This window comes from Camelimonas fluminis (assembly GCF_014656355.1).
Lineage (GTDB): Bacteria > Pseudomonadota > Alphaproteobacteria > Rhizobiales > Beijerinckiaceae > Camelimonas > Camelimonas fluminis.
In genome coordinates, this window is the sequence record NZ_BNCG01000003.1 from 320904 (window position 1) to 341831 (window position 20928).

General features: G+C 66.3%; 17 protein-coding genes. 6 read left to right on the forward strand and 11 right to left on the reverse strand.

What is annotated here, in order from left to right:
* The first annotated feature begins 377 nt into the window (after positions 1–377).
* Positions 378–938: a peroxidase-related enzyme gene (locus IE243_RS06660; protein ID WP_244642915.1), complete on the forward strand. Its 561-nt coding sequence runs from the start codon at positions 378–380 to the stop codon at positions 936–938.
* Between the two features lie 76 nt (positions 939–1014).
* On the forward strand, positions 1015–1836 hold the full coding sequence (locus tag IE243_RS06665) for a helix-turn-helix domain-containing protein (protein ID WP_191318546.1): 822 nt from the start codon (positions 1015–1017) through the stop codon (positions 1834–1836).
* 149 nt (positions 1837–1985) lie between these two features.
* Here IE243_RS06665 and htpG read toward each other — a convergent pair whose 3' ends face one another.
* The 5 genes from htpG to IE243_RS06690 all read right to left on the reverse strand — a co-directional run bounded on the left by htpG (position 1986) and on the right by IE243_RS06690 (position 7124).
* On the reverse strand, positions 1986–4025 hold the full coding sequence (gene htpG / locus IE243_RS06670; RefSeq protein ID WP_373301591.1) for a molecular chaperone HtpG: 2040 nt from the start codon (positions 4023–4025) through the stop codon (positions 1986–1988).
* Between the two features lie 388 nt (positions 4026–4413).
* Positions 4414–4986, reverse strand: coding sequence for an invasion associated locus B family protein (locus tag IE243_RS06675; protein WP_244642872.1), 573 nt, complete (start codon positions 4984–4986; stop codon positions 4414–4416).
* Positions 4987–5205: 219 nt separating this feature from the next.
* Positions 5206–5697, reverse strand: a complete 492-nt coding sequence (locus IE243_RS06680; RefSeq protein ID WP_191318547.1) for a YkvA family protein — start codon at positions 5695–5697, stop codon at positions 5206–5208.
* 109 nt (positions 5698–5806) lie between these two features.
* On the reverse strand, positions 5807–6340 hold the full coding sequence (gene thpR / locus IE243_RS06685; protein ID WP_191318548.1) for an RNA 2',3'-cyclic phosphodiesterase: 534 nt from the start codon (positions 6338–6340) through the stop codon (positions 5807–5809).
* 229 nt (positions 6341–6569) lie between these two features.
* Positions 6570–7124 carry an arylesterase gene (locus IE243_RS06690; protein WP_244642917.1) on the reverse strand — a complete coding sequence of 185 codons (555 nt, stop codon included), beginning with the start codon at positions 7122–7124 and terminating at the stop codon, positions 6570–6572.
* A gap of 627 nt (positions 7125–7751) precedes the next feature.
* On the opposite strand from IE243_RS06690, the gene IE243_RS06695 reads away from it, so the two are divergent.
* The 3 genes from IE243_RS06695 to IE243_RS06705 all read left to right on the forward strand — a co-directional run bounded on the left by IE243_RS06695 (position 7752) and on the right by IE243_RS06705 (position 12037).
* Positions 7752–8483, forward strand: coding sequence for an ABC transporter ATP-binding protein (locus tag IE243_RS06695; protein ID WP_191318549.1), 732 nt, complete (start codon positions 7752–7754; stop codon positions 8481–8483).
* A complete protein-coding gene (locus IE243_RS06700; RefSeq protein ID WP_191318550.1) occupies positions 8480–11065 on the forward strand; it encodes an ABC transporter permease in 2586 nt (861 codons plus the stop codon). The genes IE243_RS06695 and IE243_RS06700 overlap by 4 nt, the downstream gene beginning before the upstream one ends.
* Positions 11066–11254: 189 nt before the next feature.
* Positions 11255–12037, forward strand: a complete 783-nt coding sequence (locus IE243_RS06705) for a Bax inhibitor-1/YccA family protein (RefSeq protein WP_191318551.1) — start codon at positions 11255–11257, stop codon at positions 12035–12037.
* Positions 12038–12156: 119 nt separating this feature from the next.
* On the opposite strand, the gene IE243_RS06710 is transcribed toward IE243_RS06705, so the two are convergent.
* From IE243_RS06710 to IE243_RS06730, 5 genes are all read right to left on the reverse strand, one after another.
* Complete coding sequence (locus IE243_RS06710) at positions 12157–12588, reverse strand: DUF2794 domain-containing protein (protein ID WP_373301600.1); 432 nt, start codon at positions 12586–12588, stop codon at positions 12157–12159.
* 620 nt (positions 12589–13208) lie between these two features.
* Positions 13209–14318 (reverse strand): 3-isopropylmalate dehydrogenase, encoded by a 1110-nt coding sequence (leuB, locus tag IE243_RS06715; RefSeq protein ID WP_191318553.1) that lies wholly within the window; start codon positions 14316–14318, stop codon positions 13209–13211.
* A 72-nt stretch (positions 14319–14390) separates the two neighbouring features.
* On the reverse strand, positions 14391–14543 hold the full coding sequence (locus IE243_RS23905; RefSeq protein WP_373301592.1) for a RidA family protein: 153 nt from the start codon (positions 14541–14543) through the stop codon (positions 14391–14393).
* A 242-nt stretch (positions 14544–14785) separates the two neighbouring features.
* Positions 14786–16480: an acyl-CoA dehydrogenase family protein gene (locus IE243_RS06725; RefSeq protein ID WP_191318554.1), complete on the reverse strand. Its 1695-nt coding sequence runs from the start codon at positions 16478–16480 to the stop codon at positions 14786–14788.
* A 445-nt stretch (positions 16481–16925) separates the two neighbouring features.
* Positions 16926–17840, reverse strand: coding sequence for a DMT family transporter (locus IE243_RS06730; protein ID WP_191318555.1), 915 nt, complete (start codon positions 17838–17840; stop codon positions 16926–16928).
* Between the two features lie 520 nt (positions 17841–18360).
* Between IE243_RS06730 and IE243_RS06735 the strand changes: the two genes are divergently transcribed.
* Positions 18361–19191 (forward strand): YihY/virulence factor BrkB family protein, encoded by an 831-nt coding sequence (locus tag IE243_RS06735; protein WP_244642875.1) that lies wholly within the window; start codon positions 18361–18363, stop codon positions 19189–19191.
* Between the two features lie 149 nt (positions 19192–19340).
* Here the strand turns inward: IE243_RS06735 and ccrA are convergent, their stop codons facing one another.
* The gene (gene ccrA / locus IE243_RS06740; protein ID WP_191318556.1) at positions 19341–20618 is read right to left on the reverse strand and encodes a crotonyl-CoA carboxylase/reductase; all 1278 of its coding nucleotides are present in this window, start codon (positions 20616–20618) and stop codon (positions 19341–19343) included.
* Between the last annotated feature and the right edge of the window lie 310 nt (positions 20619–20928).

Consider the following 20928-nt stretch of genomic DNA (forward strand, 5'->3'; position numbering starts at 1 on the left):
ATGGCTGTCAAATCAAAGAGCTATGGCGGTTTGAGTGAACCGGATTTCACCGGACATGCCCCAGAGCGCATTTTGACCAGACGGCGTTGTCTGGCTGCTCCGGATTCCCTCAAAACAGGAAAACCGGAAGCGCTCCGCATCGCCATTGCATACATCGCCGCTTCCGCTCACTCTGGCCAAACCGGCGCGGCGGGCGCGCCTGAAGATGCACGTCAATCCAGAAAGACAGGAAAAGTCTGGTTCACCATGAACCGGCTTTCTCCAGCGGAGGGAACGCAATGGCGAAGAAGTCCGATGACAGGGGAAAGAAGGCGGGCAAGGCGGCGAAGCCCGCCGTGGGAGATGCGACGCCCCGCCGGCAGCGGGACAGTCACATCATGGCGGTGACGCTGCCGGCTGGAGAACTCTCGGAACGCTCGCAGGCCTATTTTCGCAAGTGCGAGGAGAAGATCGGTTATGTGCCGAACGTGCTCCAGGCCTATGCGTTCGATGACGCCAAGCTGCAGGCATTCTCCGTCTTCTACAATGATCTCATGCTGTCGCCGTCCGGGCTGTCCAAGCTGGAGCGCGAGATGATCGCGGTGGTGGTGTCGAGCATCAACCGCTGCTTCTATTGCCTGACCGCCCATGGCGCCGCCGTGCGGCAGTTGTCCGGCGATCCGGTGCTTGGCGAACTGCTGGTGATGAACTATCGCGCCGCCGATCTCGACGCGCGCCACCGCGCCATGCTGGATTTCGCCGCGAAGTTGACCGAAGCGCCGGAGAAGGTGGTCGAGGCTGACCGGGACGCCCTGCGCGCCGCCGGTTTCAACGATCGCGATATCTGGGACATCGGCGCGGTGGCCTCGTTCTACAACATGAGCAACCGCATGGCCTCGGCCATCGATATGCGGCCGAACCCGGAGTATCACGCCTCCTTCCGGCAAGGCGGAGACTGACCATTACCCCCGGCGTAATGGCGGCGCGTCGGTCGTCGTGCTTCGATCAGCCCGTTGTTGAGAGGGAGAAGCGGTGATGGCGGAGACGCAGGGCGATGTTGGCGCCCGGTTGCGGGAATGGCGGTTGCGGCGGCGCATGAGCCAGCTTGATCTGGCCTGTGAAGCCGATATCTCGACGCGGCATCTGAGCTTCGTCGAAACCGGCCGGGCGCAGCCGTCGCGCGACATGCTGATGCTGCTGGCCGAGCACCTATCCATCCCGCTGCGTGAACGGAATGTGCTCATGGTTGCCGCTGGCTATGCGCCCGTCTTCGCCGAGCGTCCGCTCGATCATCCCGACATGGCGGGCGCCCGGGCCGCCGTCGAACAGGTGCTGGCCGGGCACGATCCCTGGCCGGCGCTGGCCATCGACCGGCACTGGAACCTGATTACCGCCAATGCGGCGGTGGCGCCCTTGCTGGCCAGCGTCGCGCCAGCCCTGCTGGAGCCTCCGGTCAATGTGATGCGCCTGTCGCTGCACCCGGATGGCCTCGCCAGCCGGACGCTGAATTTCCATGAATGGCGGGACCATCTGCTGGCCCGGCTGCGCCAGCAGATCGACGTCACCGCAGACGCCGGACTGATCGCCCTGCTGGATGAGTTGAAGGCCTATCCGGCTCCGCCCGGTGCGACGCGCCGCAGCGCCGCCACTGGCATCGTCGCGCCGCTGCAACTGGCCATGGACGGCGTCGTACTGTCGTTCATCAGCACCACCACCGTGTTCGGCACGCCGCTCGACATCACGCTGTCGGAACTGGCGCTGGAAACGTTCTTCCCGGTGGACGAAGCGACGGCCAATGTGCTGCAGGCGCTCTCCGCCGCCAGACGCAAGGACGCAGCGGGCGGACGGCCAGGCTGAAGCCTTTTCAGGAGATCTGGCCTGCTGCGCGCGATGGCGCGCCAAGGGGAGCAGAATCCGCCTCAGGTGAACGGATTTGCTTCAGGCATGTTGTGCATAATAGCCGGCAATGATTCCGGTCAGGCGTTTGCCTGGCCGGAATGCTGTCGTCAGTTGCTTGCCTGCTGCTTGCCGCGCGCGGCGCGGGCGAGCAGTCGCGTCAAACGCCCGGCAAAAGCGCTGGCGTCGCCGACCTGGCCGCCATCGAGAATCGCCGCCTCATCCAGCAGCAGATGCGCCACGTCGCTGCGGAAGTCCGGATCGTCCGCAGGCAGGGCCGCCAGCGCCTGGGTCAGCGCGTGGTGCGGGTTGATCTCCAGCACCGGCTTCGTCGCCTGATCCAGTCGTCCGAAACCGGAAAGCAGCCGCTCCATATGCCGGTCATAGCCGCCGCCGGGCGCCACCAGACAGACAACGCTGTCGGTCAGCCGGTTTGAGGCGCGCACATCGGTGACAGCGTCGCCAAGCGTCTCCTTCACGGCGGTGATGAAAGCGGTGACCTCGGGGCCGGCGTCGCCGCCCTTCGGGGCGTCCGCATCGATGAGCGGAATCAGGTCGAGATCGGCGCCGCCCTGGGTGACGGAACGCAATGGCTTGCCTTCGAAGCCTGGCGCCCCCATCACCCAGAAGCTGTCGACCGGGTCGGTCAGCAGCAGCACCTCGACGCCGCGCGCCCGATAACCTTCCAGATGCGGCGAACTCTCCAGCTTCGCCGCGGCGTCGCCGGTGATGTAATAGATGGCCGTCTGGTTCTCGCGCAGGTTCGCTACATAGTCCTTCAGCGACCGCCAGCTGTCGCCGCCGGTGGTGGTCCTGAAGCGGGCCAGACCGAGCAGTCGTTCCTGGCGGGCAAAGTCCTCGTGCACGCCCTCCTTGATGACGGGCCCGAAATTCTCCCACACTTTCGCGTAGGCGTCCGCGTCGGATTCCGCCAGTTTTTCCAGTTCGGTGAGCACGCGGCCGGTGACGTTCTGGCTGATGGCGCGCAACACCGGGCTGTTCTGGATCATCTCGCGGGAGAGATTGAGCGGCAGATCAGCGGAATCGACCACGCCGCGCATGAAGCGCAGATAGCGCGGCAGGATTTCAGTGTCGTCAGTGATGAACACGCGTTTGACATAGAGCTTGACCCGGCCCTTGCGCTCGGGATCTAGCAGGTCGAACGGCCGCGACGACGGCGTGAACAGCAGGGCGCTGAACTCGTGTCGGCCCTCGGCGCGGTAGTGGATCGTCATCGCCGGTTCGTCGAACATGCCGCCGACGGAGCGGTAGAAATCGGTATATTCTTCCGGCTTGACGTCGTTGCGGGACCGGGTCCACAGGGCGCTGCCGTCAACGATCTGTTCATCGACCGCTTCGTCCGGCTTCGCGGGCTTTTCAGCGTCCGCAGCATCGCTTTCCACGCCATTGTCCGCCGCCGCGTCGTCGTCCTGCGCCGGACGGGTGAAGTGCAGGGTCACCGGCACCGGCACATGGCCGGACTGGTCGCGGATGTGACGGCGCACGTTCGCCGGATCCAGCCATTCGTCGGCGCCGTCCATCAGATGCAGCACGACGCGCGCGCCGTGGGCCGGGGCGTCCGCGAGGTCGACCGGGCTGACGGTGAACTCGCCCTTGCCGTCGGATGACCACCGCGCCGCCGTGTCCGCGCCGGCCTTGCGGGAGAAAACCTCCACCTGGTCGGCGACCATGAAGGCAGCGTAAAAGCCGACGCCGAACTGACCGATGAGATGCGCCTCCCCGGAGGCGGTCGCGGTGTCTTCGCTGGCGTCCTGCGTCTTGCCCTGGTTGTTTGCGCCGCCCTGAAGCCCCTCCATGAAGGCGCGGGTTCCGGAGCGGGCGATGGTGCCGAGCGCCTCGGTCATCTCCTCCGCGGTCATGCCGACGCCATTGTCGGCGACGGTCAGGGTGCGGCGCGCGCGGTCGAGGGTGATGTCGATGCGCATGCCCGAGGCATCGTCTCCCAGAAGTTCGGGGCGAGCGATGGCCTGATAGCGCAGCTTCTCGCAGGCGTCGGCGGCGTTGGAGATCAGTTCGCGAAGAAAGACGCTTTTGTCGGAATAAACCGAGTGCACCATCATGTGCAGCAGTCGCGCGACGTCCGCCCCGAACGCCTGTTTATGACCGCTTTTTTCGTCTGCCATCGTCATCAGTCTTCCCTGAAGTATTGTGAACCGGCGTTTTGCGCCCGCGCCATGGCGCGACGCGTCTCCCTGGACGCGAGACGACGTCCACCTTGCGGGAAAACGCGCGGACGCGCGGGCGTGTGCAACGTGTACAGTGGCGGAAATGGCCAGGATGACGCCGCTTTTCAAGTCGGCTCAGCCGCCTTGCCGGGCGCCGCCCTGGAGCATTTCCGGTGAAAACCGCTTCACCTAAAACGCCACGCTCTTTGATTCGACGTGTTTTCGTGACGAAAAGCGGGCTCCACTTTTCTCGCGAATGCTTCAGGTCGTCCGTCCTTGCCCGGGAGAGCAACAAAAAAGCGGGCCATATGGCCCGCTTGATGTCGTTGACTGGCGGCGCGCTGACGCCGGCTTACGGGCATTCCTTGCGCACCCGCTCCATGGCCTGGGTGAAGCCGCGCAGGGAGTATTCGTCGGTGAGGCTGTTGCCGCGTTGCGACTGCACCTTCAGCGCCAGCTTGGTTCCGCGCGTCATGGCGGCGACGGTCGGGCCCTCCTGGGAGGCGTCGCGCAACCAGGCGCTCTCGCCGCGCGTCACCACCGGCTGGCCGGCGCCGTCGATCAGCACTTCGCCATCGGGTTTGGCGGAGAAGCCGAGGCCCCAGGCAATCTCGTTGCGGACGCCGTCCGCCGGGCGCGCCGAAACGAACACATAGCCGGGATCGCGGTTCAGCCCCTTGGGCAGGCGGACCTTGGGATGGGAGAGGGCGTAGCAGACCTTGCCGCGGCCATTCCGGGAGACGTAGACGCCCCAGTCGCCATAGGTGCCCACAGATTGGCCGCCGGCGGGAGCGGCGGCCCTGGCCGCGGCTTTGCTGCGTCCCTGGGCGTTGGCGTCCGTCGCCAGGCCGGCGACGAGAGTGGTTGAAAGCAGCAAGCCCATGCAGACAAGCGCGCGGCGCAACAAACGGTCCGGACGAATCATTGAATGATCAAATCCCCTGCGGTGGTGAGCCCGAAGGGCCTCATAAATGACGTGAGGCAACGACCGCGCGGCTGGGACCTGAACGGTCGCTAATGCGAATGTTATGATCATACCCTGTGATCGTTATCAGGGCGTTAGGAACTTGTGTCAGGGACCGACAAAAGACGCAACCGGCTGATGGGACGCAACATGCCCTCGCGGCAGGGGCGTCGCGGCGTCTCACCGTCTGGAGCGACCCGTCCATTTGCGCCAGCCGCCGCGCCTGTCCTGCCTTGCGCCATCCTCATCAATGGTCGACGGCTCCGCGGGGGCGTCGCGGTCGGCCAGGGCGTTTTCCGCCATCTGGCGGTGCTCCGGTTTGATGGCGGTCGTCACCGTGGCGATGGCCAGGGTCAGCACGGCGATATCGTCAGTGAAGCCAACGAGCGGCAGCAAATCGGAGATGGCGTCGAGGGGCATGATGAAATAGCCCAGCGCGCCGAACAGGATCATCCGCACCTTCATCGGCGTCGCCGGATCGCGCGCGCAATAGAACGCCGCCGCCAGATCGTGGGCGAACGGCGTATGGCGGGCGATGCGCTTCAGCGCGCGCCAGAAATTGGTTCGGACATGTTCTTCACGGGCATGGGCGCCGGCGTCCTCACCGCTGGCGGCGCGGCGGATCGCCTGCATTTCCGCTTCGGTGAAAGGTTCGGTCAGCGAACGGGGCATGAGGGACGTGTCTCCCGACAGGTTGCCAATTGGCAATGGATAGACCGGAATCTGGCCCCAATAACGCCGATTTCAAGATTTCTTCCGTATCTTCCGGGAGATCTGGCGCTCAGCCCAGCGGATAGGCGGCCTCGACCACATACGGCCCGCCGCCGACGGAATCGCGCGAGGAGTACAGCACGAAGCGTCGGGCGGTGAAGGTGAAGCGCGGAAAAGCGCCGCGCACCGCCAGATAGTCAGCGACATCAAGCGGCGACGCATCGCGCAGACGCGCCAGCGTGATATGCGGGGAGAACTTGCGGCCTTCCGGCGCCGCCCCGGCCTTGCGGATCTGTCGCTCATGCGCCGCCTGCAATTCAAGCAACGCCCTGTCGGGGACGACGCGGGCGACAATGGCGCGGGGGCGTTTGCCGCCGAAAGCGTCCAGTCCCTCGATGGTGACTTCCAGCGGGTCGCGGTGGATTTCCGCCAGCAGGCCGTAAACGTCGCGCGCGAGCCCATGATCAACATCGCCGATGAAGCGCAGGGTGATGTGGTAATTTTCCGGATCAATCCAGCGCGCGCCGTGCAGGCCGCCGCGCGCGCCAGTCAACGCGGCGGCGAGATCGGTTGGAAGCTCCAGTCCGGTGAACAGTCGTGGCATGGGACCTCCGCGTGAGCCTGATGTTCCTGGCGCGCGGGACATCAGCGCATGGCTGGGCGAAACACGATCGAACGCGGAGCGGCTTGCGTCGGGATCCGGTCCGTCGCCGGTTTGCGGCGGCAGGCGCCGCAACTGTTGTCGCAGTATCGCAGGCTGGCGCCACGCCTGTCGATCCGGGGAGCTTCAGGCTGGCGCCGGACCAGATCAGGCGGATTCCTGACCAGGCCGGCTATCGCGGGGTGAGCGACGCCAGAAACTGCTCGACGGTCGGCAGGATCCTGCTGACCATCATCTGGACTCCGACCGGATTGGGGTGCATGCCGTCGGGCAGCAGCAGGTTGCGCTCGCCGGCCACGCCGTCGAGGAAGAACGGATACAGCGCCAGATTGTGGCGCTTCGCCAGATCCTGGTAGATGCTCTCGAAATCATCGCTGTAACGGCCGCCAAGGTTGGGAGCCGCCCGCATGCCGGCGAGCAGCACCGGAATGCCGCGCGCTTTCAGACGCGTGATGATTTTGTCGAGCGCGTCGCGCGGGATCGCCGGATCAACGCCGCGCAACATGTCGTTGGCGCCCAGTTCGACGATGACGCCGGAGGCATTGTCCGGCACCGACCAGTCAAGCCGCTCCAGGCCGCCGGTGGTGGTGTCGCCAGAAACGCCGGCGTTCACCACCTTCACATTGTGGCCGCGCACCCGCAGGGCCTTTTCCAGCACGGCGGGAAACGCCTTGTCGCCCGGCAGATTGTAGCCGGCGCTGAGGCTGTCGCCGAGCACCACCAGCACCTGTTCCTTCGTCTGGGGCTGTGCGGCCGGCGGCTGTGCTTCTGCCTGCGGCGGCTGGGCCTGTTGCGGGACTCCGGCGTTGGGGGGCTGTTGCTGGGACGCGGCCTGGGCGGGGGCTGGCTGCTCCTGCTGCGCTGGGGACGTTGGAGCCGGGACCGGCTGTGCGGAGGCCGGGGCCGGAGACGCCGCCTCCTGGGCAAGGACAATATTGGCCGACGCCATCATGGCCAGCGCCAGGACGCCTGCCGCCACAGTGAACCGGCGCCCGGCGCGCCTGGACCGCGCAGCCGGTTGGCCAACGCTGCCCTGCCGGGTCATGGATGGGCTGGTGCGACAGGCGGGCCGTGACATGCGGGAAGTCTCCGTGGCGGACGGGAGTTGCGGGAGTGAAGGTCGTATCGTCCGGCGCATCAGGGCTGGCGCCGGGACCGTATGACCCCATATGAGGCTGATTGCGTCAGGCGCCAGAGCCCTTGCAGCACAAGCCGTTTCTGTGGCGGCGCTGCCCGCGGTTGCCTCTTTCCTGTTTTTGTCCCTGGAATTGCGGCAAATGTGAAGAGGCTGGGCATTTACGCGGCTCTGCCTGGACCGGACGCAGCGTGTCGACAGCAGGATTGGACTTGAAGCATGGCGCAGCCCGCAGATCGCGAATCGACCCATGATATGGCGGTGGCGCTGACAGATTTACAACTGTCGCTCGGCGTCGGGGCGGCGCGGGTCCACATCCTGAAAGGCATTTCGCTGGACATCCGCCGTGGCGAGATCGTGAGTCTCGTCGGCCCGTCCGGCTCCGGAAAATCCACCCTGCTGATGACCTTGGCCGGGCTTGAGCGCCCCGACAGCGGACGCGTCGTCGTCGCTGGCCAGGACCTCACCCGTCATGGCGAAGACGAGCTGGCGCGGTTTCGTGGCCGCAATGTCGGCATCGTCTTCCAGTCATTTCATCTCGTGCCGACCATGACGGCGCTGGAAAACGTCGCCCTGCCGCTGGAGCTGGCCGGCGCGGCCGACGCCTTCGCCCGCGCCGCCGCCGAACTCGCCGCAGTCGGTCTGGCTGACCGGGCCGGCCATTATCCGGCGCAATTGTCTGGCGGCGAGCAGCAGCGCGTGGCGGTGGCCCGCGCCATCGTCGCCAATCCGCCCCTGCTGGTGGCGGACGAACCCACCGGCAATCTCGATGAAGCCACCGGCGCCAGCATTATCGACCTGTTGTTCTCGTTGCGTCGCGAGCGCGGATCGACGCTGGTGATCGTGACCCACGACAACCATCTGGCGGCGCGTTGTGACCGTGTGATCCGCATCCGCTCCGGCCGGATCGACGCCGCCGAGGCACAGCTCGCCCCGGAAGCCGCGGCATGAGCGTCGACGCCGTGGGCGGCCAACGCGCCGTATTGCCGTTGACCCTGCGGTTGGCGCTGCGCGAATTGCGTGGCGGCTTGCGCGGTTTTGGGGTTTTTCTGGGCTGCATTATCCTGGGCGTCGCGGCCATCGCCGCGGTTTCCAGCATTTCGCGCAGTCTGACGGAGGGGCTGGCGCGCGAGGGCCGGGCGATTCTGGGCGGCGACCTCGCCATCAGCTTTGTCCAGCGCGAGCCTGACGCCCGCGAAACGGCCTATATCAAGGGGTTGGGAGCTAACGCCGTCACGGCCAATTTACGCGCCATGGCCCGGGTCGACGGACCAGCCGGCGACGCCGGCTCGGCCGCCATGGTCGAACTGAAGGCAATCGAAGACCCGTATCCGCTGGTTGGAAAGCTGGAGCTGGAGCCGGCGTTGTCGTTGCGCGACGCGCTGGCCGTGCGCGACGGCGCCCCGGGCGCGGTGGCCGAACCGGCCCTGTTCGCCCGTCTTGGGGTAAAGGTCGGCGATCGCATCCTGATCGGCGACAAGCCGGTCGAGCTGCGCGCCCGCCTGGTCAGTGAGCCGGACAAGCTCGGCGGCGGCTACGGCTTCGGCCCGCGCCTGATGGTAAGCACGGAAGCCTTGCGCGCCAGCGGCCTGATCCAGCCCGGCAGTCTGGTGCGCTGGACGCGGCAGGTGGCGCTGCCCGTCGGAGCCAACGACGACGCGGCGCTGAAAGCGGTGCAGACGAAGCTGGAGGCCGACTGGGGCAAGGCCGGATGGCAGGTGCGGTCCCGCCAGGCGGCGGCGCCCGAATTCGAGCGCAATATCGAGCGCTTCACCCAGTTTCTGTCGCTGGTGGGGCTAACGGCCCTGCTGGTGGGCGGCGTTGGCGTCGCCAACGCCACGCGTGGCTTTGTCGACCGGCAGCGGCGCAGCATCGCCACCATGAAGAGCCTCGGCGCTTCTGGCGGCAGCGTCGTCGCCATCTATCTGACCCAGGTGATGCTGGTGGCGCTGGCTGGCGTCCTCATTGGCCTGATGGTCGGGGCGGTTGCGCCGTTCGCCGCCGTGGCGCTGGCCGGCGATCTGCTGCCGGTTCCGATCATTCCCACCCTGGCCTGGCGTGAACTCGCGCTGGCGGCGGTCTATGGCCTGCTGACGGCGTTCGTCTTCGCCATCGGGCCGCTGGGGCGGGCGCGCGACGTGCCGGTCTCCGGCCTGTTCCGCGACATGGCCGACGCGGACCGGCGCTGGCCGCGCCCTGTCTATCTGCTGGCCATGGCGGCGGGGCTCGCCGTTCTGGTCGCTGTCGCCATCGGCTTCTCCTATGACCGGCGCATCGCCATCGCCTTCGTCGTCGCCGCGTTCCTCACCTTCCTGATGCTGCGTCTGGTGGCGATGGGCGTGATGGCCGTGGCGCGCCGCCTGCCGCGACCGCGCCATGCCCCGGCCCGGCTGGCGCTGGCCAATATCCATCGCGCCGGCGCGCTGACGCCGTCGCTGGTGCTGTCGGTTGGCCTCGGCGTGACCCTGCTGGTCGCGCTGGCCCTGGTGCAGACCAATATCCGCGACCAGCTGACCCGGTCGGTTCCAGGCACGGCCCCGGATTTCTACTTCGTCGACATCCCCTCGGCGAAGGCCGACGCCTTCGCCGCCATGATCGATCAGCTCGTCCCCGGCGGCCGTTTCGAGCGCGTGCCGATGATGCGTGGCCGCATTGTCTCCATCAACGGCGTGCCGGCGGAGAAGATCAATGCGCCGCAGGACGTGGCGTGGGTGCTGGACGGCGATCGCGGCGTCACTTTCTCGGAAAAGCCGCCGGAGGGATCGCGCATCGCATCAGGCGCCTGGTGGCCGGCGGACTACAGCGGCCCGCCGCTGGTGTCGCTGGACCAGCGCATCGCCAGGGGACTTGGCGTGGAGGTGGGCGGCGAGCTGGTGGTGAATGTGCTCGGACGTGAAATCCGGGCGCGGGTCGCCAGCCTGCGGGCGATCGAATGGCGCTCGCTCGGCATCAATTTCGTCATGATTTTCTCGCCCAACACGTTTCGCGGCGCGCCGCACACGGCGCTCGCCACCTTGCGGATGCCCCCGGGCGCGCCAGCCGGGGCCGCGGATCCTGTGGTGCGCGAAGCGGCGAAGGCGTTTCCGATGGTGGCGTCGTTGCGGGTGCGCGAGGCGCTCAACGCCATCGACGAGATCGTCGGCAAGCTGTCCTGGGCTGTCGCTGGCGCCAGCCTGATTTCACTCGCGGCGAGCGTTCTGGTGCTGGCCGGAGCGCTGGCGGCCGGCCAGCGGGCGCGCCTCTACGATGCGGTGATCCTGAAAACCCTCGGCGCCACGCGCGGCCGGCTGCTGCTGGCCTACGCGTTGGAGTATGGCGGGCTGGCGGTGGTGACCAGCGTCTTTGGCCTCGCCGCCGGCGCGGCGGCGGGGTGGTTCATCGTGACGAGATCGATGCGTCTTGAGTTCCTGTTCAGCTGGCCGGAGCCGATGATGGCGATCATCATCGCCATCATCGTCACGGTAGGGCTTGGCCTTGCCGGCACGTGGCGGGTGCTTGGCCAGTCCCCGGCGCAGCGGCTACGGGCGAACTGAGGGTGAAAGCCGGGGCGCGGGAACTTCTCCAGGCCCCCGATCTCCGCGTCGCCGGCTCCAGCAGGCGCATTAACGCATGAGCGGGTTTTCACTTGTATTATGCGCGTTGAGCAACCATGTTTTGCTCACGGTGCAACTGTCCGCCCTGTTGGACGGCGCATGCGCACTATGAGACGTTGTGAGGGTTTAATGTCAAACTGGAACCGCGGCGCCCCTGAGCTGAACCAGGGGTATGCCCAGACCGGGACTGTAGAGCTCGATCAGGGCCTGCGGTCCTACATGCTCGGTGTCTACAACAACATGGTGGTCGGCCTGGCCATCACCGGCCTTGTCGCCATCGGCACATACATGCTGGCGGTCACGAACGACGCTTCGCAGGCTGCGGCGCGCGCCGGCAACATCATGCTGACCAGCGTGGGTTACGCGCTGTTCGCCAGCCCGCTGAAGTGGGTGGTGATCCTCGCGCCCCTGGCCTTCGTGTTCTTCCTGAGCGCCCGCATGGAGCGCATGCAGGCGTCGACGGCGCGCGGGCTGTTCTACGCCTTCGCGGCGATCATGGGCCTGTCGCTATCGTCAATTTTCCTCGTCTACACGCACGCCTCGATTGCCCGGGTGTTCTTCATCACGGCGGCGGCGTTCGGTGGTCTGAGCCTGTATGGCTACACGACAAAGCGCGACCTGTCGGCGTTCGGCACCTTCCTGGTGATGGGCCTGATCGGCGTGGTGATCGCCTCGCTGGTCAACCTGTTCCTGCAGTCGTCAGCCTTCCAGTTCGCCATCTCGCTGGTCGGCGTGCTGGTGTTCTCCGGCCTGACCGCCTGGGACACCCAGCGCATCAAGGAGATGTATTACGAGGCTGACGGTTATGAGACCGCCGCCAAGAAGTCGATCCTCGGCGCGCTGATGCTGTATCTCGACTTCATCAACCTGTTCACGATGCTGCTGCAGCTCTTCGGCTCGCGCAACAACTGATCCGGTTGTGACGTCAGGTCCGGCAATGGACCGCAGTGTAAAAGGCCCCGTTCGCGGGGCCTTTTTCGTTTCCGGCCGATATCCCACCTGGCGCCGAAGCGGCCTTCCGTGGAATTGCGTCAGCCGCGCACGAGGCGAAGCGGCTTGTCGATGATGGCCAGGACCCTGGACAGGTCATTGCCGCGCTTCAGGATGAGACCCGCCGCCGAGACCACGCTCCAGGCGCCTTGCTTGCGCTCCAGGCGCGGCTGCTTTTCGATGCGGTACAGGGGCGCTTCGGATGTCCGCCTGAACACCGAGAAGATGGCGCGGTCCTTGTGGAAATCGATGGCGTAGTCGCGCCATTCGCCTTCAGCGACGCGACGCCCGTACAGGTTGAGCAGCGTGTTCAGTTCCCGGCGGTCGAAGCTGACCCGGGGTGGCGCCGGCGCGACAGGGGCCGGGCTATGGAGCGGCGGTGGGGCGACTGCGCGGGACAGCGGCGCGTTGATGGCGACGACGTCGCCTGGCGGCGGGCGCGTGGTTTGCTCATCCGGTTGCTCTGAAGTCATCATGTCGGTCGCTTTCCTCCTGGGTCCAGAGCGCAAGACCGATGTGTTGCGCCGCCAGTCTGGGGCCAATTGGTCGCGAGGTAAATGGCGCAGCGACCTGGCCCTGACGCGGCGGCCCGGACAGGCGTGGCGAGGACATTTTCCAGAATTATCGTCTGCGCAAATACAGGAAATGCTGCAAGCCGGCATTCGCGGCGCCCATTTCAGGTCGCGGGGCCTTGCTGCTGCGGGCGCCAGCCCGAAATTGTATTGTCGTTGTATTGGAAGTGATTATTTGTTGTGCAGCAATCAATGATTGTGTAAGTTTATTGTACTTGTCGATGTTCAAGAAATTGTTATTGAAAAATCATGATATCGACATCGCCATGCCTTGCGGTTGCCGCAAAGTCACGTCAATAATCCCCTCGTTGTTCCGGCAGTCTGACGCTGTTTCGCCGGGTTTATCAGCCCCCCAGCCCCACCGGCGTATGGCCGTTTGGACTGCCGGACAACATAAAGAAACAGGGCCGGTCTGACCGGCCCTGTTTCTTTTTGCGTTCAGGCCAGTTTGCCTGCAGATCAGGCGGCCGGACCTGTCCGGCCAGCCGTCTGCCATTGCGCGTTCAAAGCGCGGCTGGCCTTCAGGAGAGGCGCTGCATCTCGGCGATGATGGCGTCGCCCATCTCGCTGGTCGAGACAGCGTTGGCGCCGGCGCTGGCGATGTCGCGGGTGCGCAGGCCCGCGCCCAGCACGTTGGCGATGGCCAGGTCCAGCTTGTCGGCCGCTTCGCCGAGGCCAAAGGAATAGCGCAGCGCCATGCCCAGTGAGCCGATCATGGCGATCGGGTTGGCCATGCCCTTGCCGGCGATGTCCGGCGCCGAGCCGTGCACCGGCTCATACAGGGCTTTGCGCTTGCCGGTGGCCGGATCTTCCGCGCCCAGCGAGGCCGATGGCAACATGCCGAGCGAGCCGGTGAGCATGGCGGCCACGTCAGAGAGGATGTCGCCGAACAGATTGTCGGTGACGATCACGTCGTACTGCTTGGGGTTGCGCACCAGCTGCATGGCGCAATTGTCGGCCAGCACATGCTCCAGCGCCGCGCCGGCGAATTCCTCGCGGTGCACGCGGCTCACCACCTCATGCCACAGCACGCCGGTGCGCATGACGTTGCGCTTCTCGGCCGAGGCGACGCGGTTGTTGCGCTTTGCCGCCAGATCGAAGGCGACGCGGGCGATGCGCTCGATCTCATGGGTGGCGTAGAGCTGGGTGTCGACGGCGCGCTTCTCGCCGTTCTCCAGGGTGACGATCTCCTTCGGCTCGCCGAAATAGACGCCGCCGGTCAGCTCGCGCACGATCATGATGTCGAGGCCTTCGACCAGCTCGCGCTTCAGCGAGGAGGCCTCGGCGAGGGCCGGGTAACAGATGGCCGGGCGCAGATTGGCGAACAGGCCGAGGTCCTTGCGCAGGCGCAGCAGGCCGGCTTCCGGGCGCACCTCGTAAGGCACCGAATCCCACTTGGGGCCGCCCACGGCGCCGAACAGCACCGCGTCGGCGGCCTGGGCGCGCGCCATGGCTTCCTCGCTGATCGACACGCCATGGGCGTCATAGGCGGAGCCGCCGACCAGGTCTTTCTCGATTTCGAATTTCGCCACGCCAGCCTGGTCGAGCCAGCGCACCAGCTTTTCGACTTCGACGTTGACCTCGGGGCCGATGCCGTCGCCGGGGAGCAGGAGAAGATTGAAGGATGCCATGGACGCCTCACAGAGATTGTTCGCGACCGGGTTTAGGCGCGGCGGCGGCCTGGTGGCAAGTTTTCTGTGGGCTCAGCCCTGATCACGCAGCGCCGTCACCTCGATCTCGACCTTCATCTCCGGTTCGATGAGGCCAGCGATCAGCATCGTGGCGGCGGGGCGGATGCCGGCCAGCACCGCGCCGCGGACATCCAGCACGGCGCGGGCGTCGTCACGGCTGGTCACGTAATACGTTGCCCGCGCGATGTCCCCCCTGTCGCAGGGTCTGTCCAATCGTCGTTGCGCGCCTGTTCCGCCGCGCTCTCCGGCCGGGTCATGGCCGCATGATCATGGCCGGTGGTTCCGGCCACGAAAGCAAAAAGGCCCGTCAATGACGGGCCCTGTATATCCCCATGCGCTCCCGAATGGCGAGCTGGTGGAGATGCGCCGGCGGGACCAGGTCCCGCCGGAACTGTCATTGCCGGCGCTCAGTTGCCGCCCTCGATCAGGCGGCGGGCGATGACCTGCGCCTGGATCTCCGCCGCGCCCTCGAAGATCGACAGAATGCGGGCGTCGCAGAGCAGGCGGCTCACGGTGTACTCGAGCGCGAAGCCGTTGCCGCCGTGGATCTGCAGGGCGTTGTCGGCGTTCGACCAGGCGATGCGGGCGGCCAGCAGCTTGGCCATGCCGGCCTCCAGGTCGCAGCGCTTGCCTTCGTCCTTGGCGCGGCCGGCGAAATAGGTGAGCTGGCGGGCGATCATCAGTTCCGCAGCCATCATCGCCAGCTTGTCGGAGACGCGCGGGAAGCTGATGATCGGCTTGGCGAACTGGATGCGCTCCTGGGCGTAGCGCAGGCCGACTTCCAGCGCCGCCTGGGCGACGCCAACGGCGCGCGCGGCCGTCTGGATGCGGGCCGACTCGAAGGTCTGCATGAGCTGGCGGAAGCCTTCACCCTCGACGCCGCCGAGCAGGTTCTCGCCCTTCACCTCGAAGCCGTCGAACGCCAGTTCGTATTCTTTCATGCCGCGGTAGCCGAGCACCTCGATCTCGCCGCCGGTCAGGCCGTCGACCGGGAACGGGTTGGCGTCGTCGCCGCGCGGCTTTTCCGCCAGCAGGAGCGACAGGCCGCGATAACCCGCGACGTCGGGCCTGGTGCGGACCAGCATGGTCATGACGTCGGCGCGGACCGGGTGGGTGATCCAGGTCTTGTTGCCATAGACCTTCCAGACAGCCGCGTCCCCTTCGCCTTCCTTCACGGCGCGGGTGCGCAGCGAGGCGAGGTCGGAGCCGGTGTTCGGCTCTGTGAACACGGCGGTCGGCAGGATCTCGCCCGAGGCGATCTTCGGCAGCCAGTGCTGCTTCTGCGCGTCGGTGCCGCCGCCCAGGATCAGTTCGGCGGCGATCTCGGAGCGGGTGCCGAGCGAGCCGACGCCAATATAGGCGCGCGATAGCTCTTCGGAGACCACGCACATGGAAACCTTCGACAGCCCCATGCCGCCGTATTCTTCCGGAATGGTCAGGCCGAACACGCCGAGCTGGGCCATGCCGGCCACCACGTCGAGCGGGATATATTGATTCTTCAGGTGCCACTGATGGGCGTGCGGAACCACTTCGGCGTCAGCGAAGCGCTTCATTTCAGAGCGGATCGCTTCCAGCGTCTCGTCAAGACCGGTGGCGCCGATGCTGGAGCCGCCGTCCATGTCTTTCATCAGCGCGACGAGGCGCAGGCGGGTGGCCGGGGTGTTGCCGATGGCGATCAGCTCTTCAACCGCGGCGGTGCGGTGGCCGGCGACCGTTGCAGCGTCGACGCCGAGGTCGCCGAGGCGAACCATCTCGTTCTGGCTGATCGGAATGCCGCCAAAGATCTGCGCCGTGTACTCGCCGGCGGCGATGCCCAGCAGCAACTGCTCCACTTCGCCGAACCGGCCCTCATCGCTGAGGCGCTGCGCCCAGCCGGCGGCCTCGCGCACGCCGGTGACATAGGTGGCGAGCCAGGACAGGCCGTGGGCGGCGTGCTGCTCGGCGTCGATGCGCGCGGCGGAAACCTTGCCATTTTCAGAAACGCGGGCGCGCACAGCAGAGGTGGCGGCGGCCTGCAACGCCTCCAGATCGCCGGAAACCCGGCTGACCAGGGAGATGAGGTCGGAGGCGGCGGGAAGGGTGGCGGTCGCCACTTGGCTCATGACGCAGTTTCCTTGTTACGCGACGGCCATCGGGGGCGTCGCGGCGCTGTATTCCGGAGCCGGTCCTGTCCAGAAGGCATCGCAGGGCGATCCCGACCGGACGCGAAACCGTCTCGTTGTAAATCAGGGCCGGCATGGACCGACCGTCAGGGCAGGCTCCGCTCCTCATGAAACGGAACCTGGCCAGTTTCCGGTTTGACGTGTCTTCTCCATGCAAAGTGAGGCCACTTTGCTGGAAAACGCTCCCGGCAATCCGGACGCGCGCCCGTTGCGGGCGCGGCCAGCCGGCCGGGAATGGGTTGCGGAGTCACATTGCGCTGGATGGCGCACCGGTGACAATCCGGCAAAAGTCACAACAGGACCGGTTGTTGGCGGCACAATAAACAAGCTGCCCGCGCAGGCAACGGCGTTGTGACGGCGAGAGCCGCGCAGATGGGAGCAGGCGTCATTGGGGCGGGGCGGCGGCGGGCCGCGTCGGAACCGCCCGGGGCGCGCGGTTGGCCAGCCAGACGCCGGCGACGGCGATGACCATGCCAAGAATCTGCACGGGCGTCAGCGTTTCGCCGAAAACCAGCCAGGTCATGGCTGCGGCTGTGACAGGCACAAGGTAGAACAGCGCCGACATGGCCGACACCTGCATGCGCCGCAACAGCCACAACATCAGCAGGATGCCGGCTGCCGAGGTGCCAAGCACCGACCAGGCCATGGCGATCCACAATTCGCCGGCGCCATCGAAATGCAGGTCCTCGACCAGCAGCGCCAGCGGCGTCACCAATACAAAAGCGGCGAGAAACTGGATGGTCACGTTGACTCTGAGGTCGCCGGTCTGCCCGGTTTTTTTCTGCCAGAGCGTCCCGATGGAAATGGCGACCAGGCCGCAGCCTGCGGCCAGAATGGCGGCGGGCGGCAGGGCGTCGTCGCCGGCAATGCGCGGCGCCAGCACCATGCCGGCGCCGACCAGCCCCGCGCCCAGCCCAGCCCAGGCGCGCGCGGTGACGCGTTCGCCGAGGAACGGGCCGGCCAGCAGGCCGGTGAGCACCGGCTGCAGGGCGAGAATCAGCGCGCAGACGCCGGCGGGCAGGCCGTGGCGGACGCTCCAGAACACTCCGCTGAGCATGACGCCCTGCAATAGCGCGCCGGCGATGGCGATGTCGCGCCATTCCCGGACTGATGTTGGCCATGGCGCGCGCGCCGCCACGGCGATCACGCCCATGGCCAGAGCGGTGGCGGCGAAACGGAGGGAGAGAAAGGTCAGCGGCTCGGCGTGCGGAGCGACGTAGCGGGCGACGATGTAGCCGCTGGCGAGTATGACGACCAGGGCGGCGCCGGCAAGGCGGACCGCCGGAGCGGGATGGGGCATGGGAACGGCGTTTCCGGATGTGGCTCTCACAACAGCGCGGCGGGCTGCTGTGTCGAAACTGCAGCAATGCGCCTGAATTTCCACACAGCGCGCGGCTCTGCGAAATTCCGGCGACGCTGTTGTTTCAGGGCTTCTTGTCGGGGGCTCGGAAGACAACGGCGTCCGGGAAGCCAGCTTTGGCGGTCATCAACGCGGCAAGCCCTGTTCCCGGCCTGACAGTGGTGGGATTTTTTCCATTCAAAAGCAATCGCCCCGGCGCATGAGGTTCGTGATCCGGATGGGACAGGCCGGGAAACCGTCAGGCGGGGTTGCCTTTTGATCCGGCCCGCGTTGTGCTTTGGATGGACGCGGGGTTGGGTGCGCGTGTGGCAAATTTTGTGGCAAATTCTGTTCATCGTGAACCTGAATTTGTTCCATCTGTCTGGTCGGGCGCATTTTGTTCATGCAGGGGGAGGCGCCCTGTATCAGCAAGGCGCTCCAGGCAATCGAGGGGGGGTGAGCCATCACAGCGATCTACCGGGTGTTCAGCGCCGCCATTAACCGCTTTCTTGAGCATGACGGCTGGGCGCTTGCCAGCCATATCGCCATGTCGGCGCTGATGGCGCTGTTTCCGTTCATGATCGTCATTGCATCGCTGGCAAGCATGATCGGCGCCGCCGGTCTGGCCAATCGCGCCGCCACCCTGCTGTTCGAAATCTGGCCGGCGGACATCGCCGCGCCGCTGGCCAGCGAGATTCGCAAGGTGCTGACGGTGACGCGCGGCGACGCGCTGACCTTCGGCGCGCTGTTCGCCGTCTACTTCGCCTCCAACGGCATTGAGGCGTTGCGCATTGGGCTCAACCGCGCCTACGGGGCGGTGGAGTGGCGCGCCTGGTACTGGACGCGGCTGGAATCCATCCTGTTCGTGCTGGTCAGCGCGGCGGCGCTGATGATCTTCGCCGTGCTGGTGGTGCTGTGGCCTGTGCTCTGGCAGACGCTGATCGCATGGGCGCCGGCGCTGGAGGCGCAATTGCAGCCGCTTCGCTTCCTTGTCGGCGTGGTCCGCTACGTGGTGACCGGCGCCGTCATGTTCGTGGTGCTGACGGCGGCGCACATGCTGATCGCCGCTGGCCGGCGCAGCTTTCGCCAGGTGATGCCGGGCGTGGCCCTGACCATCATCGCATGGTTCGTCGGCGGCGCGATTTTCGGGGCCTATATCGCCGACTTCGGCCAGCGGGGTTATGTCACGACCTATGCGGGCCTTGCCTCGGTCGCCATCGCGCTGGTGTTTCTTTACGTGCTGGGCGCGCTCTTTCTGCTGGGCGGCGAGGTCAATGCGGCGCTGATCGATTATGCGGAGGAGAGCGGCTGAGGAATTGGGTTCGCTGGAATTGGGGTTCGCTCGTAAAAAAACCGGCCGCCAGGGCCGGTTTTTTTGTGTCGATCAGGCGTTCTGCCCGGGAGGCGTGGCGGCGGGATGGTCGCCGCCTGTCTTGCCCGCGAGGTCCGCCATGACGGACCTCAGCCGCCCTTGCTGGCCTCGATGACGTCGTCGAGATTGCGCAGGCCGGCGCGGGGCGCATTGACCAGCACGGCCATGTTGCCGGGCGCATGGCGGTTCTGCCACATCTTCATGTGGGCGTCCGGAATGTCGCTCCACTGGAAGACCTCGGACATGCAGGGGTCGATGCGACGGTCGATGACGAACTGGTTCGCCGCAGAGGCCTGCTTGAGATGGGCGAAGTGCGAACCCTGGATGCGCTTCTGCCGCATCCAGACGTAGCGGGCGTCGAAGGTGATGTTGAAGCCGGACGTGCCGGCGCAGAACACCACCATGCCGCCGCGCTTGGCCACCAGGGCCGACACCGGGAAGGTCGCCTCGCCTGGATGCTCGAAGACGATGTCGACGTCCTTCTTGCCGGTGATGTCCCAGATCGCCTTGCCGAAGGCGCGGGCGTTCTTCGTCCAGGTGTTGAACTCGGGCGAATTCACCTTGGGGAGCTGGCCCCAGCAGTCGAAGTCCTTGCGGTTGATGACGCCCTTGGCGCCGAGTTGCATGACGTAGTCGCGCTTTGATTCGTCCGAGATCACGCCAATGGCGTTGGCGCCGGACGCGGCGCAGAGCTGCACGCCGAACACGCCGAGACCGCCCGAGGCGCCCCAGACCAGCACGTTGTCGCCGGGCTTGATGGTGTGCGGCGCGTGGCCGAACAGCATGCGGTAGGCGGTGGCCAGCGTCAGCGTATAGCAGGCGGCCTCTTCCCAGGTGAGATGGCGGGGCTTCTCCATGAGCTGGCGCGACTGCACGCGGCAGAACTGGGCGAAGGAGCCGTCCGGCGTCTCATAGCCCCAGATGCGCTGGGAGGACGAGAACATCGGGTCGCCGCCGTTGCACTCCTCGTCGTCGCCATCGTCCTGGTTGCAGTGCACCACGACCTCGTCGCCGACCTTCCAGCGCTTCACCTTGCTGCCGACGGCCCAGACGACGCCAGAGGCGTCGGAACCGGCGATGTGATACGGCTGCTTGTGGGCGTCGAGCACCGAAATCGGTTCGCCGAGCGCAGCCCAGACGCCGTTATAGTTGACGCCGGCGGCCATCACATAGATCAGCACCTCGTCCTCGCCCACCGTCCAGGTCGGCACGGTTTCCAGCAGCATGGCGGTGTCTGGCGGGCCGTGGCGTTCCTTGCGCACCACCCACGCCGTCATGTTGGCGGGCACATGGCCGAGCGGCGGCACTTCGCCCATGCGGTACAGATCCTTCTGCTCTCCACTGGACGACTTCTGAACGGCGGTCATGATGATGTTCCACTCCATGGCCCGGACGGAAGGCCTATGATAACTGGCGGGAGCCGTTCCGGTCCGACCGGATCGTGCGCCGCCTTCCTGATGCGTGGCAGTTGCCTGCCGTTAGCCGGAGGCGTCGCCACATAAAGACAATGCTCGGTTACGCCAGCTCCGGCGCGAGGCGCGAAAACCGGCGCGGCTGGCGGCCAGACAGCGATCCCGCTCCGGAACCGCAGATCGCGCCAGCCTTCGAGATATAGACACGCCAACCGGAGCCCGGAAGTTGGCCAAAAGTTTGATGCGCTTCCGTTGCGCGCCCGGC